General features: G+C 66.0%; 11 protein-coding genes. 10 read left to right on the top strand and 1 reads right to left on the bottom strand.

The window, feature by feature from the left end; all coding sequences use genetic code 11:
• The gene (locus F3K02_RS07445) at nt 1–690 is read right to left on the bottom strand and encodes a TetR/AcrR family transcriptional regulator (protein ID WP_177134732.1); all 690 of its coding nucleotides are present in this window, start codon (nt 688–690) and stop codon (nt 1–3) included.
• 151 nt (nt 691–841) lie between these two features.
• On the opposite strand from F3K02_RS07445, the gene F3K02_RS07450 reads away from it, so the two are divergent.
• The 10 genes from F3K02_RS07450 to F3K02_RS07495 all read left to right on the top strand — a co-directional run bounded on the left by F3K02_RS07450 (nt 842) and on the right by F3K02_RS07495 (nt 15,640).
• Nucleotides 842–1,978: an acyl-CoA dehydrogenase family protein gene (locus F3K02_RS07450; RefSeq protein WP_177134734.1), complete on the top strand. Its 1,137-nt coding sequence runs from the start codon at nt 842–844 to the stop codon at nt 1,976–1,978.
• Between the two features lie 70 nt (nt 1,979–2,048).
• Nucleotides 2,049–3,257, top strand: a complete 1,209-nt coding sequence (locus F3K02_RS07455; protein ID WP_008905376.1) for an acetyl-CoA C-acetyltransferase — start codon at nt 2,049–2,051, stop codon at nt 3,255–3,257.
• 45 nt (nt 3,258–3,302) lie between these two features.
• The gene (locus F3K02_RS07460) at nt 3,303–5,435 is read left to right on the top strand and encodes a 3-hydroxyacyl-CoA dehydrogenase NAD-binding domain-containing protein (RefSeq protein ID WP_127806092.1); all 2,133 of its coding nucleotides are present in this window, start codon (nt 3,303–3,305) and stop codon (nt 5,433–5,435) included.
• 75 nt (nt 5,436–5,510) lie between these two features.
• Nucleotides 5,511–7,130 (top strand): acyl-CoA carboxylase subunit beta, encoded by a 1,620-nt coding sequence (locus F3K02_RS07465; protein WP_127806093.1) that lies wholly within the window; start codon nt 5,511–5,513, stop codon nt 7,128–7,130.
• A gap of 132 nt (nt 7,131–7,262) precedes the next feature.
• The gene (locus tag F3K02_RS07470) at nt 7,263–9,221 is read left to right on the top strand and encodes an acetyl-CoA carboxylase biotin carboxylase subunit (protein WP_281362732.1); all 1,959 of its coding nucleotides are present in this window, start codon (nt 7,263–7,265) and stop codon (nt 9,219–9,221) included.
• A gap of 55 nt (nt 9,222–9,276) precedes the next feature.
• A complete protein-coding gene (locus F3K02_RS07475; protein WP_177134736.1) occupies nt 9,277–10,440 on the top strand; it encodes an acyl-CoA dehydrogenase family protein in 1,164 nt (387 codons plus the stop codon).
• A gap of 13 nt (nt 10,441–10,453) precedes the next feature.
• Complete coding sequence (locus F3K02_RS07480; RefSeq protein WP_127806095.1) at nt 10,454–11,614, top strand: acyl-CoA dehydrogenase family protein; 1,161 nt, start codon at nt 10,454–10,456, stop codon at nt 11,612–11,614.
• A complete protein-coding gene (locus F3K02_RS07485; protein ID WP_127806096.1) occupies nt 11,586–12,554 on the top strand; it encodes an AAA family ATPase in 969 nt (322 codons plus the stop codon). The genes F3K02_RS07480 and F3K02_RS07485 overlap by 29 nt, the downstream gene beginning before the upstream one ends.
• On the top strand, nt 12,538–13,968 hold the full coding sequence (locus F3K02_RS27880; protein ID WP_164868402.1) for a vWA domain-containing protein: 1,431 nt from the start codon (nt 12,538–12,540) through the stop codon (nt 13,966–13,968). Before F3K02_RS07485 ends, F3K02_RS27880 begins: the two co-directional genes overlap by 17 nt.
• Nucleotides 13,969–13,999: 31 nt before the next feature.
• Entirely contained in the window at nt 14,000–15,640 is a 1,641-nt protein-coding gene (locus tag F3K02_RS07495; RefSeq protein ID WP_127806098.1) for an MBL fold metallo-hydrolase, read from the top strand.
• Nucleotides 15,641–15,655: the final 15 nt, after the last annotated feature.

A 15,655-nucleotide genomic window follows, 5' to 3' on the forward strand; every position in this document is an offset into this window, starting at 1 on the left:
TCAATTCAAAGAAGGTACTGTTTCGGACGGCCCTGCTCCCGGGCTCTCCGAAGGGGTACCGATAGCCTTCGACCTACTTGCGCATGCCGCACCTTGCACATCGGATGCGACCACGCGAGGAAACAGCATCGTGTACATGCGCTGCGCCAACGTGTCGATATCCAGACGCCCGCCAGGTCGGTACCACTGCGCCGTCCAGTTGAGGGCGCCGAGCACCGTCTGGCGCACCAGCACGACATCGGCATCGACCAGCCCCAGCGCCGCAGCCTCGCTGATCGGAGCCGTCCACAAGGCCTCGTAGGCGTCGCGCGATGCCATCACCCGGGTCTGGGCGGTCGGCGAAAGGCTGCGCCACTCGTAGAGCAGCACGGTCATGGCGTCGAGCCTCGTACCCAGCAATGCCTTCAGGTGGCTGCGCACCATCGACAGCAGCCGCTCGGGCAGGCGCGTCTCGCCAGCCAGCCCGTCGCGCACCGACTGCATGATGTCGCGAACGCCCTCCTCCATGATCGCCACCAGCAGTTCCTCCTTGGTGGCGAAGTGGTAGAAGATCGAACCCGAAGTCATGCCCATGGCCTGGGCAATCTCGCGCACCGAGGTGCGCTCGAAACCCTGTCGCCGGAACCGACTCGCCGCAGCCGCCAGGATCGCATCTCTGCGCGGGAGTGGGTTGTTTTGCTCCTTCGTCATGCCATATACTATATCATCTAACAAGCGTTTGGTTGATGGTCTTATCCATCGCGTGCTGGGTGCTTCCGGCGCCGTCCCGCGTGGACGAGCCACTCTTCGCAGCCGTCGGCCATGCCAGTGTCAATCTCAATCTAACTTCAAGGACAGGCCCATGCTCAACCGCACCCTCTTCGGTGAAGAACACGAACTCTTCCGGGACCAGGCCCGCCGCTTTCTGGAAGAAGAGGTCATCCCCCATCACGCTGGCTGGGAAACCTATGGCATCGTGCCGCGCGCCGTCTGGCGCAAGGCCGGCGCCGCGGGCCTGCTGTGCCCCGCCACACCCGAGCAATACGGCGGCGGTGGCGGCACGCGCCTGCACAGTGCCGTGCTGATCGAGGAAGTCGCGCGCGCCGGCACGAGCGGGATCGGCTTCAGCCTGCACTCCGACATCGTGGCACCTTACATCCTGGCCTACGGCACCGAGGAGCAAAAGCACAGCTGGCTGCCGAAAATGGCCACCGGCGAGGTGATTGGCGCCATCGCTATGACCGAGCCGGGCGCAGGAAGCGACCTGCAAAGCGTGCGCACCAGCGCGGTCCGTGACGGCGACGAACTGGTGATCAATGGTCAAAAGACCTTCATCACCAATGGCCAGAACGCCGACCTGGTGATCGTTGTCGCCAAGACCGACCCGACGCAAGGCGCCAAGGGAACCTCGCTGGTGCTGGTCGAGACCCATCGCCCCGGCTTCACGCGCGGGCGCAACCTCGAAAAGATCGGCATGAAGGCGCAGGACACCTCGGAACTCTTCTTCGAAGACGTGCGCGTGCCGGTCAGCAACATCCTCGGCGGCGAGGGCAAGGGCTTTTTCCTGCTGATGCAGGAACTGGCCTGGGAGCGCATGCAGATCGCCATCGGCGCGGTGGCGGGCGCCGAGGCCGCGCTCGAATGGACGCTGGCCTACACCAAGGATCGCAAGGCCTTCGGCCAGCGCGTGATCGATTTCCAGCACAACCGCTTCAAGCTCGCCGAAATGAAAACCGAGGTGCAGATCGCACAGGTCTTTGTCGACCGCCTGCTCGGCCTGCTGATGGATGGTCAGCTTGATGCCGCCACCGCCGCGATGGCCAAGTACTGGACCACCGACCTGCACTGCAAGGTGATCGACCAATGCCTGCAGATGTTCGGCGGCTTCGGCTACATGTGGGAGTACCCGATTGCCCGTGCCTATGCGGATGCGCGCGTCGCGCGCATCTACGGTGGCGCCAACGAAATCATGAAGGAAATCATCAGCCGTACGCTGTAGCACACGCCGCCAGCCGCTTTCCGCCATCTTGCCTATCGCTTCCACAGATTCAGAAAGAAGGAAACCCACCATGACCGAAACATTCATTTTTGATGCCGTGCGCACGCCGCGCGGCAAGGGCCGCAGCTCGGGTGCGCTGCACGGCAGCACGCCCATCAGTCTGGCCATCACCGCGCTGCAGGCGCTGCGCGACCGCAACACCCTGGACACCGCCTTCGTGGACGACATCATCCTCGGCTGCGTCGAACCCGCCGGCGAGCAAGGCGCCAACATCGCCCGCGTTGCGGCCATCGCCGCCGGGTACCACGAAAGCGCTGCCGGTGTGCAGATCAATCGCTTTTGCGCCTCGGGCCTGGAGGCCTGCAACATGGCCGCCGCCAAGGTGATGTCGGGCCAGTCGCCACTGGTCATCGGCGGCGGCGTCGAGAGCATGAGCCGTGTGCCCATGGGCACCAGCGGCGGCGCTTGGGCGGCTGACCCCGCGGTAGCGATTCCGACCTATTTTGTGCCGCAGGGCATTTCAGCCGATCTGATTGCCACCCTTTACGGCCACAGCCGCAACGATGTTGACAGCTACGCGGTCGAAAGCCAGCGCCGCGCGGCACTCGCCTGGGCCGAAGGCCGCTTCGCCAAGTCGATTGTTCCCGTCAAGGACGTGAACGGTTGCGTCGTACTGGATCGCGACGAACACATGCGCGCCGAAACCACGCTGGAGTCGCTGGCCAAGCTGGAGCCTGCGTTCAAGGTGCAGGGCGAGAAATACGGCTTCGACGCGGTGGCCATGCAGCGCTATCCGGAGATCGAGCGCATGGCGCACGTGCACCACGCCGGCAACTCGTCGGGCATTGTTGACGGCGCGGCCGCGGTGCTGATCGGCAACGCCGAGGCCGGCAAGCTGCTGGGCCTGAAAGCCCGTGCACGCATCCGCTCGTTCGCCTCCATCGGCAGCGAACCCACCATCATGCTGACCGGCCCCTCCTACTCGGCGGAAAAGGCGCTCAAGCTCGCCGGCATGAGGGCCAGCGACATCGACCTCTATGAACTGAACGAAGCCTTCGCCTCGGTCGTGCTGCGTTTCATGGAAGTGATGAACGTCCCGCACGACAAGATGAACGTCAACGGCGGTGCCATTGCCATGGGGCACCCGCTGGGCGCGACCGGCGCCATGATTCTGGGCACCGTGCTCGACGAACTCGAGCGGCGCAACCTGTCCACTGGCCTGATCACGCTGTGCGTGGGCGCCGGCATGGGCACCGCCACCATCATCGAGCGCGTCTGAAGCCCCGGCACGACGCGATCCTCATCACAGACCTGGACCACCACCATGACTATTGACTACAAGGTTGATGCCGACGGCATCGCCACCATCACCTGGGCCATGCAGGACGTGCCGATGAACGTCCTCAACGGGCAATCCATTCCCGCCTTCGCCGACGCCGTGAAGCGTGCCCAAGCGGATTCTGCCGTCAAGGGCGTGGTCGTCACATCCTCCAAGCCCGAATTCATCGCCGGCGCCGACCTCAACATGATGCTCGCCATCACCGACGTGGCCGGCATGATGGACTTTGTCACCCAGTTGCACGCCCTGATGCGCGGCATTGAGAAAAGCGGCAAGCCCTTCGTCGCGGCCCTCAACGGCACCACGCTGGGCGGCGGCTACGAGGTCGCGCTGGCCTGCCACCGACGCATTGCCGCCGACAACCCTAAGGCCCTCATCGGCCTGCCCGAGGTGGGCCTTGGCCTACTGCCGGGCGGAGGCGGCACGCAGCGTCTGCCGCGCATGATCGGCGTGCGCAACGCGCTGCCCTTCCTGCTCGAAGGCAAAAAGCTCGCCCCGCAAAAAGCCCTGGAAGCGGGTCTGGTCGATGAAGTCGTGCCGGCCGACCAACTGCTGGCCCGCGCCAAGCAGTGGCTGCTGACCGACGGTGCCGCTGCCGCTGTTCAGCCCTGGGACCGCAAGGGTTTCAAGCTGCCGGGCGGCGCCGTGCAAAGCCCCATGGGCTACGAAACCTTCACCGCAGGCAACGCCATGCTGCGCGCCAAGACCTTTGGCAACTATCCCGCGCCCGAGGCGATCTTGAACTGCGTCTACAACGGCTGCCAGGTCGACATCGACACCGGCTGCAAGGTCGAGATGCGCGAGTTCGTCAAGCTGACGACCGGCAAAGAGGCCAAGAACATGATTCACTCGCTGTTCTTTGGCATTCCCGCCGCCAGCAAGCTGGCCTCCCGGCCCAAGGGCGTGCCTCAGGCCAGCTACCGCAAGGTCGGCATTCTGGGGGCTGGCATGATGGGCGCGGGCATTGCCTTCGCCGCCGCCGAGGTCGGCATGGAAGTGGTGCTGCTCGACAGCAGCACCGACAGCGCGGCCAAGGGCAAGGCCTACAGCGAGAACCTGTGGAACAAGCGCGTGGCCGCCAAGCGCATGACCGAGGCCGAGCGTGATGCCAAGCTCACCCTGATCAAACCGACCACCGACTTCGCCGACCTGGCAGGCTGTGACATCGTGGTCGAAGCGGTGTTTGAAGACCGCGCCATCAAGGCCGACGTGACGCGCAAGGCCGAGGCGGTGATCGCCCCCGGCGCCATCTTCGCCTCCAACACCTCCACCCTGCCCATCAGCGGGCTGGCCGAGGCGTCCGCACGTCCGGCCAATTTCATCGGCCTGCATTTCTTCTCGCCAGTCGACAAGATGCCGCTGGTGGAGATCATTCGCGGCCAGGCCACCAGTGATGAATGCCTGGCCCGTGCCATGGACTTCGTCAAGGCGATCCGCAAGACGCCCATCGTCGTCAATGACAGCCGCGGCTTCTACACCAGCCGGGTGTTCTCGACCTACGTCGGCGAAGGCCTGGCGCTGCTGGCCGAAGGCGTGAAGCCGGCGCTGATCGACAACGCCGGGCGCATGGCCGGCATGCCGGTGGGGCCGCTGGCGCTGGCCGACGAAGTCTCGCTCGAATTGATGGCGCGCATCCGGAAACAGACCGCCGCCGACCTCGGCAAGGCCTACCAGCGCAGCGCCATCGACGACGTCTGCGACCGCATGGTGGACAAGTTGGGACGACTGGGTAAAAAGACCGGTAAGGGTTTCTACGACTACCCGCAAGATGGCCAGAAGCAACTGTGGGCAGGCCTGGCGCAGGCGTTCCCGCTGGCGGCCACGCAACCCACGGTCGAAGAGGTCAAGCAACGCCTGATGTTCATCCAATCGGTCGAAACCGCGCGCTGCCTCGAAGAAAAAGTGCTGCTGGCGCCCATCGATGCCGATGTCGGCGCGATCCTGGGCTGGGGTTTCCCGGCCTACCTGGGCGGCCCGATCGGCCAGATCCACAGCCTGGGGCTGGCCGCTTTTGTCAAGGCCTGCGAGACCCTGGCCGAGCGGCACGGTGCGCGCTTTGCGCCGCCGCAACTGCTGCGCCGAATGGCCGATCAGGGTGAACGTTTTTACGACCTGTAAGAACGTACTCACGATCTAAGCAGGCCTGCTACCCCATTCGTTCACTGCGACCTTTCAGTTCAGCGAGAACCGCCCATGCCCGCCATTCAAAGTCAAGTCGATCCGCAGTCAGAGAGCTTCCGTCGCGAGCGCGCACAGATGCTCGCGCTGATCGACAGTTTCCGCACGCTCGAAGACCGTGTACGCAACACATCGAACAGCCAGGAAGCCAAGTTCCGCGCCCGCAAGCAGCTGCTGCCGCGCGAGCGCATCGCGCTGCTGCTCGACCGCGGCTCGTCATGGCTGGAGTTCTCGACCCTGGCCGGCTTCAGGATGCACGATGACGACGGCGAGAAGAACGTGCTGGGCGGCGGGATCATCTGCGGCATCGGGGTGGTGTCGGGCATCCGCTGCATGGTGATCGCCTCCGATAGCGCGATCAAGGGCGGCACCATCACACCAATGGGCATGAAGAAGAGCCTGCGCGCCGAAGCCATCGCACTGGAGAACAAACTGCCAGTGGTGCGACTGGTCGAGTCCGGCGGCGCCAACCTGATGCATGTGGGCGAGGTGTTCATTGAAGGCGGCCGCGGCTTTGCCAACCAGGCGCGGCTATCGGCCAGGGGCATTCCGCAGGTCTGCGTGATGCACGGCCACTCAACCGCCGGCGGCGCCTACCTGCCGGGCATGTCCGACTATGTGATCATGGTGCGCGGACGAGCCAAGGCTTTCCTGGCCGGCCCACCCTTGCTAAAAGCCGCCACCGGCGAAATCGCCACCGACGAAGAGCTGGGCGGCGCCGAGATGCACTGTTCGATGTCGGGCGTGGCCGAGTACTTGGCCGAGGACGATGCCGACGGCATCCGCATCGCGCGCGACATCCTGGCGCGGCTGCCCTGGAACGACCGCTTGCCGATGCGCGCGGTGAAGACCTGGAAAGAGCCGCGTTATCCGGTCGAGCAACTGGCCGGCGTCGTGCCCACCGACTTCCGCCAGCCCTATGACATGCGCGAGATGCTGGCACGGCTGATCGACGACTCCGACTTCCTTGAATTCAAGCCGCTGTATGGCTCCAGCACCGTGTGCGGCCACGGCGCCATCGAGGGACACCCATGCGGCTTCATCGGCAACAACGGCCCCATCGATCCGCAAGGCGCCACCAAGGCGACCCAGTTCATCCAGTTGTGCTGCCAGTCGGGCACCCCGATCGTCTACCTGCAGAACACCACCGGCTTCATGGTCGGCAAGGATGTGGAGCAGGTCGGCATGATCAAGCATGGCGCCAAGATGATCCAGGCCGTGGCCAATGCCACCGTGCCGCAAATCACCGTGATGACCGGTGCCTCCTTCGGTGCCGGCAACTACGGCATGTGTGGCCGTGCCTACGATCCGCGCTTCGTGTTCTCCTGGCCCAACGCGCGGGTGGCTGTGATGGGCGGCGAGCAGGCCGCGACCGTGATGCGCATAGTCACCGAAGAAAAATTTGCCCGCACCGGCAAGGAGCCACCCGCCGAAACCATGGCCACCATGAAAAGCGAGATCCTGGCACGTTTTGACCTCGAATCGCATTCGCTGTTTGCCACCGCGCGCCTGTGGGACGACGGCATCATCGACCCGCGCGACACCCGCCGCGCGCTCGCCACCACCCTGGCGGTGTGTCGCGAAGCCGCGTTGCGGCCACTGAACCCGAACACCTTTGGCGTGGCACGGATGTGAGAACCCCGATGAACTTCACCAAAATCCTGATTGCCAACCGCGGCGACCAGCCGACGCCAGTCGGCGCAGCGGCAAAGCCACATCGCATGGCACGCACAGCGTGCGCAGGGGATTTTTCCGCGGGAGCTGAGCATGTTTAAAAAAATCCTGATCGCCAACCGCGGAGAAATCGCCTGCCGGATCATCCGCACAGCCCAGGCCCTGGGCTACCGCACGGTGGCCGTTTACAGCGAAGCCGATGCGCGGGCGCTGCATGTCGCCCTGGCCGACGAGGCCGTGTGCATCGGCCCGGCGCCGGTACGCGAGAGCTACCTCAACGTTGCGGCGCTGCTGGCGGCGGCGCGCAGCACAGGCGCCGACGCGGTACACCCCGGCTACGGCTTCCTGTCCGAGAACGACGGCTTTGCGCAGGCTTGCCTGGACGCCGGGCTGGTGTTCATCGGCCCGGACCCGCAGGCCATCCTGAAAATGGGCAACAAGGCCGGCGCCAAACGCCTGATGCTGGCGGCGGGCGTGCCCTGCGTGCCGGGCTATCAGGGCACCGACCAATCCGATGCCACGCTGCTCACGAAAGCTGCCGAGATCGGTTTCCCGATCATGGTCAAGGCGGCGGCGGGCGGCGGCGGGCGCGGCATGCGGCTGGTCGAACACCCGCAAGACCTGGCGGTCGCCCTGGTCAGCGCCCGCTCGGAAGCCGGCAACGCCTTCGGCAGCGAAGAGCTCATCCTGGAGCGCGCGGTGATGGAGCCGCGCCACGTCGAAATCCAGGTCTTCGGCGACCAGCACGGCCACATCATCCACCTGGGCGAACGCGACTGCTCGATCCAGCGCCGGCACCAGAAGGTGTTCGAAGAAGCGCCCTCCCCGGCGGTCACGCCCGAGCTGCGCGCGCAAATGGGCGCGGCGGCGGTGGCGGCGGCGCGCACCGTGAACTACGTCGGCGCCGGCACGGTCGAGTTTCTGCTCGACCGCGAAGGGCGTTTCTACTTTCTGGAGATGAACACACGGCTGCAGGTCGAACACCCGGTGACCGAGTGCATCACCGGACTGGACCTGGTGGCCTGGCAGATCGCCGTGGCCCGTGGCGAGCCCTTGCCGCTGACGCAGGAGCAAGTGCAATTGAACGGGCACGCGATCGAAGTGCGCCTGTATGCCGAAGACCCGTACGCGGGCTTCCTGCCGCAAAGTGGCGATGTTGCGCTCTGGAGCCCGCCCACGGGCGAAGGCGTGCGCGTTGACCACGGCCTGGCATCGGGTCAGACCGTGAGCCCTCACTACGATCCGATGATCGCCAAGATCATTGCACACGGCGCCACCCGCGACGAAGCCCGGCGACGCCTGATCGGTGCGCTGCAACGCACCCGCCTGCTCGGTCTGCCCCACAACCGTGCCTTCCTCGAAGCCGTGGCCAGCCACCCGGCCTTCGCCGCTGGCGAAACGACCACGGCCTTCATCGCCCAGCACTTCGGCGCTGCGGCGCTGGTGCGGCCCCAGCCCGACTCGCTGGCGCTGGCGCTGGCCGGCACGCTGTGGTTTGAAGCCAGCGCCACGCCGGTCGCAGCCGCGCCGTGGCGCTCCAGCGGACCGGCACGCTGGCCGATGCTGATCGGCGAGGGCGAACACCGACATGCCGTGCACATCACGGTCACTGGCGCCCACCGCTACACGCTCGAAGTGGGCGCGGCGCTGCACCACGTCACCCTCAGCGGGCGTCAAGGCGAGTGCCTGCACCTGATCGCCGATGGCGTGCAACAGCACGCGGCTGCGGTGTTTGCCGGCGGCGTGTTGCACCTGGAACTGGGCGACCTGAGCGCCAGCTTTGAAGACCTGACCTATGACCCACCGGCCGCAGCTGCAGGCAGCGCGGAGTCACGTGTGCTCGCCCCCATGAATGGACGGGTACTGGCCGTTGACGTCCAACCTGGCGACACCGTCACCAAGGGGCAACGCCTGGTGGTGCTCGAAGCCATGAAGATGGAGCACCAACTGCTGGTCCGTCGCGACGGCGTGGTGGACCAAGTGGCGGTGCGCGCTGGCGACCAGGTGGCCACGCGCGCCTTGTTGGTGTCGCTGGTCGAGCAGCCTGATTGAGGCGCGCACCGCCCTGCACGCACGACACCCGCCACACCCACGAGGAGTAATACCCATGCCTGCCGAAACCCTGCCTGCCAAGAGTCCCTTCTATACGCCCGAGCACCTGGCGTTCCGCGACGCGATGCGCCGCTTCGTCGCCCGAGAAATCAGTCCGCACGTGGATGCCTGGGACGAAGCCGAGTCCTTTCCTGTCGATCTGTACCGCAAGGCGGCCGAAATCGGCCTGCTGGGCCTGGGTTTTCCGCAAAGCCATGGCGGCAACGACGGCGACCTGTTCATGACCATCATCGCCGCGCAGGAACTGGCGCGTTGCGGTGCTGGCGGTGTGCTGGCGAGTCTGCTGTCGCACACCATCGGCTGCCCGCCCATCGTCAACGTGGGCAGCGAGGCGCTCCAGCAGCGCGTCTTGCCGCCGGTGCTGCGGGGCGAGAAGATCAGCGCACTCGGCATCACCGAACCCTCCGGCGGTTCGGACGTGGCCAACCTCAAGACCACGGCGCGCCGGGATGGTGACCACTACGTCGTCAACGGCTCGAAAACCTTCATCACCTCCGGCATGCGCGCCGACTTCTACACCGTGGCGGTGCGCACCGGCGGGCCGGGGCCGGGCGGCGTGTCGCTGCTGCTGATCGAGAAAGGCACGCCCGGCTTTACGCAAACGCCCTTGAGAAAAATGGGCTGGTGGTGCTCCGACACCGCCACCCTGTATTTCGACAACTGCCGCGTGCCGGTGGAGAACCTGGTGGGGGTGGAAAACCAGGGCTTCAAAGCCATCATGAAGAATTTCAACCGCGAGCGCATCTTTCTCGCCGCCGGCGCCAACGGTTTTGCCCGTGTCTGCCTGGACGAGGCGCTAGCCTGGTCGCGTGAGCGCGAGATGTTTGGCGGCAAGTTGATCGACCAGCAGGTCACCCGCCACAAACTCGCCGACATGGCCATGCACGTCGAGGCGACCCAGGCCATGCTGGAATTGCTCGCCTGGCGCGTCGAACAGGGCGACACGCCGGTGGGCGAAATCTGCCTGCTGAAAAACCAGGCCACCCAGACCATGGCCTATTGCGCCAGCGAGGCGGTGCAACTGCACGGCGGCGCCGGTTTCATGCGCGGCGTCAAGGTGGAGCGCATTTACCGCGAAGTCAAGGTCAACGCCATCGGTGGCGGCGCCGAAGAAGTGATGCGCGACCTGGCGGCGCGACAGCTCGGGTTTTACGCCTGATCTGGATGGACCTATGAGCCGCTCTCAATCCCCTGAGCAACCCAAGTCGGACCCGGCGCTGCCCGAGGCCATGCGCCTGGCCCTGGCGAACGCGCCAGCGCCTGACTGCACGCACGGCTTCCCCCGCGCCTGGTGGCGCCACCTCGGCGCCAGTGGCCTGCTCGGCGTGGGCTTCGACAGCGACGGTGGGGCGCCCGTAGCGGACTCCGCGCTGGTCAGCGCGCTGGCCGGCATCGTCGCCCGGGAATCCGCCAGTCTGGGGCTGGGCATGGCGTGGATGATGCAGCAAATGCTGGCGCGCTTCGTGCTGTCGCCGAATCTGCGCAGCGACCGGCATCGTGCGCTGCTGCAATCCATGGCGGTCGGCGACACCCTGCTGGCACTCGCGATCTCCGAGCCCGGCACCGGCGCACACCCCAAACACCTGAGCTGCCGGGCGGTACGGGACGGCGACGACTGGCTTCTTGACGGCCACAAGGCCTTCGTCAGCAACGGCCCGGCCGCCGATGCCATCATCGTGCTGGCCGTCAGCGGCGAAAAAGAAGGGCGCAAGCGCTTCGATGCTTTCGTCGTTGAGGCCAACACACCGGGCCTGACCCGCGAACTGGACGACAAAGTGCGCGGACTGGCGCCGCTGGGCCATTGCGGCCTGCGCCTGGTCGGCTGCCGGGTGCCGGAAAGCCAGCGCCTGGGCGAGCCTGGACAGGCTTTCGACACCATCGCTCGGCCGCTGCGCGCGATCGAAGACGCGCTGCTGCTGGGCCCGATGCTCGGCGCCATGCAAGCCGAGCTGGATACCCTGGCACGCTGGTTTCGCCATGCAGCCCGCACGCCGGCTTTGACCCGGGAGCTGGGTGGCTTGCAACTCGAACTCGACGCCCTCTCGCCCGTGGCACGCCATGCCGCCCAGCACCTGGACCAGCACGGGCCCGACGAGGCGCTGGCGGCGTTCAACCTGGGCGCGCGCCGCCTGTTTGATCGCTGGCAAGGCGCCTGTGAATCCTTTGCCGCAGCCCTGGACGACCATGAACCGGCCCTGCTCACCCTGGCGCGCGACCTGCGCCTGGTGCAGGGCATCGCCCGCAGCATCGCCGAATCCCGGCAATTCCAGGCCGGAGAAACCCTTTTGGAATCAACGACAACCCATGAAAACACTGCACCAAGCCCACTTTGATTCCGTTGACCGAGTCTCCAAAGCCTTCGCCTCGGTCGACTACATCGCCAGCCGCGAAATCGCCACCTCGGTCTACCTGGGCTTCAACCTGGAAAAGCCGATCCTGGTCGAAGGCCCGGCCGGCGTCGGCAAGACCGAACTGGCCAAGGGCATGGCCGAGATTCTCGACGTGCCCCTGATCCGCATGCAGTGTTACGAAGGCCTGGACGAATCCAAGGCTTTGTACGAGTGGAAATACGGCAAGCAATTGCTCTACACGCAACTGCTCAAGGACAAGCTGGGCGAGATGATGCAGGGCGCCGTCGGCCTGGCCGCCTCCATGGACAAGCTGCATGCGCACGACGACCTGTTTTTCAGCGAGCATTTCCTCGAACCGCGCCCGCTCTACCAGGCCTTGCACCAGGAGCGCGGCTGCGTGCTGCTGATCGACGAGATCGACAAGTCCGACCCCGAATTCGAGGCCTTCCTGCTCGAAGTGCTGTCCGACTTCCAGGTCTCGGTACCCGAACTCGGCACCATCAAGGCCAAGGTCAAGCCCCTCGTCTTTCTCACCAGCAACAACACGCGCGAAATGAGCGACGCGCTCAAGCGCCGCTGCCTGCACCTGCACATCTCCTTCCCCGAAGCCGCGCTGGAGCGGCGCATACTGGAGCGGCGCGTGCCCGGCCTGTCGGCAACACTGAACCGGGAGCTGGTGGCCTTCATCCAGGCGGTGCGCCAGTTGGACCTGAAAAAACTGCCCTCGGTCAGCGAAACCATCGACTGGGCCAAGACGCTGCTGCTGCTGCACGCCGAACACCTGAACCTGGACGTGGTGCGCGACACGCTCAATGTCTTCCTCAAGTTCGAGCAAGACATCGCCACCGCCAACGCGCAGATGTCCACCCTGCTGCAACAAGCGCGCAAGGATGCGGAGAGTCCCCGTGCAAGCCACGCTTGAAGACTTTTTCAAGGCGCTGCGCGGCAGCGACCTTGAAATCCATCTCAACGCCCAGGTCGATGCGGCGCGTGCCGTCGAACTGGTGGGTTGGAGCGACCGCGCCCTGCTCAAGAGCGCGCTGGGCACCACGCTGGCCAAGACCACGGTCGACCGCGCCCTGTTCGACGAGGCCTTTGACCATTTCTTTCGTTTCAGCTCTTTTGAAAACCTGGCAGCCCCTGGCGGCGCGGTCCGGCCCGGCGTCCAACCCGGCGCCGACGCCACACCAGCGCAGGACCCGCCCGAGCAAAGCCCCAAAAACCAGACAGCCACCGGCTCCGGCGGGCCGGGCGGTTGCCAGGGCAGCGGTGGCCAGGCCTTGTCGCAGTTGTTGCTGTCGGGCGACTCGGCGGCGCTGGCCAAGCGCATGCAGGAAGCCGCGCGCGAGGTGGGCCTGACCGACATCTGGTTCTTCACGCAAAAGGGCTTTTACACCCAGAAGATCCAGCAGGCCATGGGCCTGGAACTGCTGGACCGCGAAATCTCTGACGCCAAACGCCAGACGCTGGCGCCCGAGCGCGCCAAGGAGCTTGAACTGGCGCGCAAGAAATTGTTCGAGGAGGTTCGCAATTTTGTCGAACGCAAACTCGCGCTCTTCGGCACGGCCCCGACGCGCCAGTTGCACGACGACTTCCTGCAAACGCAAAAGCTCTCCAACATCGAAAAGCGCGATTTCGCGCGCATGCACGTCATCGTCAGCAAAATCGCCAAGCGGCTGGCTGATCGCCACTCGCGGCGCAAGAAGCAGCGGGTGCGCGGCCAGCTCGACTTCCGCAAGACCCTGCGCAAGAACGCGGCCTACGACGGCGTGATGTTCGAGACCTTCTGGCGCTCCAAGGTGGTGGACCGGCCACGCGTGGTGGCCATTTGCGACGTCAGCGGCTCGGTGCGCCAGTACGCGCGCTTTCTGCTGCTGTTCCTGCACAGCCTGGGCGAGCAGGTCAGCGACGTGCGCAGTTTCGCCTTCACCAACCACCTGGTGGACGTGAGCGACACCTTCGAGCTGCTGCCGGTCGAGCAAGCGGTCGACAAAGTGATGCAGGCCGTGGGCGGCAGCGGCACCGACTACGGTCAAACCCTGCTCGATATTGAAGAACAATTGCTGGGCGACATCGACCGCCGCACCACGGTGCTGATCCTGGGCGACGCGCGCAACAACCGCGGCGAGGCGCATGTCGAGGTCATGAAGCAGCTTTATGAGCGCGCGCGCCGGGTGATCTGGCTCAATCCCGAGCCCACCTCGTTCTGGGGCCTGGGCGATTCGGAGATGAAGCGCTACGCGCCCTATTGCCACATCGCGCGCGAATGCAATTCCCTCACCCACCTGGAAAGCACACTCGACGCCTTGCTGCGCACCCATTCGGCCAGCGCGTAGAGCCCCCATCCCCCGCGCAAGGAACACCGCCATGGCCCGCCCCACCCTGCAACTGCACCCCCGCAAAGAACCGGCCGTGGCGCACCCAGCGGCCACCCTGTTGCTGCTGCGTGACGGAGCGCTGGGCGTCGAAGTGCTGATGACCCGGCGCTCGCCAAACGCCAGCTTCTTGCCCGGCGCCTATGTGTTCCCCGGCGGGCGAGTGGACGCCGACGACCACCAGACACACACGCTGGCGCGCGCCCCCGACGCGGGCGGACGCTACCGCACGGCGGCGCTGGCGGCGCTGCGGGAAACCTTCGAGGAACTGGGCATCCTGCTGGCCGTGCAGGCCGATGGCAGGCCCATCACCCGCACCCACCTTCAAGCGCTGGACCGCAGCCGGGCGCTGTACCCGCAACTGCAAGCCCAGGGCTGGTCACTGGCGGTCGATCAGGCGCGCATGCTGGCCTGCTGGACCACCGACCGCAGCGTGCCCAAGCGTTTCGACACCGTCTTCTTCGCTGCGCTGATGCCCGACCAGCAGGAACCGGTGGCCGACGAAATGGAGCAGTTCGAGCCGGTCTGGGTCCGGCCCCAGGATGCGCTGGCGCAGCACCAGGCCGGCAACTTCTTCATGATCTTCCCCACCATCCGCACCCTGCACTGGCTGTCGGCCTTCGAACAGGCCGGGCAGGCCCTGGCGGCCTGCACCGAGGACGAACCACTGTGGAACTCCACCCCCCGTGGTGGTCTGGTCGGCGGTCAACCGCAGCGCTTCATGGAGCAGGACCTGCCCTACGCCGAGCTCGCGCTGGTGTGCCCATCCGGACAACTGGAACATGCGCTGGACTGGCAGCACGAACGGCCGGTGCCCCTGCTGCGGCACCTGCATCGCCTCACCGCCCCCAACGCCAGCGTCATGACCGGCCCCGGCACCAACAGCTACATCGTGGGTGACGCGGCCAGTGGCTACATCGTCATCGATCCGGGCCCCTTGCTGAACGACCATATCGAGCGCCTGCTGGCGTTCACGGCGGGCCAGATCACGGCCATCGTCTGCACCCACTCGCACGCCGACCACTCCCCCGCCGCACGGCCGCTGGCCCAGGCCTGCGCCCGCCTGACGGGCCGTACGCCGCCCGTGCTGGGCCTGGCCAGCGCCGCCACCGCCCGCTCCACGGCAGCCTTCGCCCCCGACCGCGCGCTGGCCGACGGCGAGCGCCTGATGCTGCACGATGGCGAGCACCACAGCACCCTGCGCGTGGTCCATACCCCAGGGCACGCCGCCAACCACCTCTGCCTCATCCTCGAAGAAGACGGTCTGCTGTTCTCGGGCGACCACATTCTCAGCGGCAGCACCACCATCATCGACCCGCCCGACGGCGACATGAGCGCCTACCTCGATTCGCTGGACCGCCTGGCGCAGGCCTGCGAAGAGGACGGTATCGAATTCATCCTGCCGGCGCACGGCCACGTCATCGGCTGGGCGGCGCAGTCCATTGCGCAGCTCAAGGCGCACCGCCTGCGGCGCGAGGCCAAGGTGCTGGCGGCCATGCGCGCCGTCCCGCAAGGCAGCCTGGACGACTGGCTGCCACTCGCCTATGACGACACGCCCGCAGCGCTCTGGCCACTGGCGCGCCGTTCGTTGGCGGCCCATGTGCAACGCATCGAACAACTGGCGATGCTTTGAATCCCCTACGATTTT

The sequence above is a fragment of the Hydrogenophaga aromaticivorans genome, assembly GCF_013387465.1.
GTDB lineage: Bacteria > Pseudomonadota > Gammaproteobacteria > Burkholderiales > Burkholderiaceae_C > Hydrogenophaga > Hydrogenophaga aromaticivorans.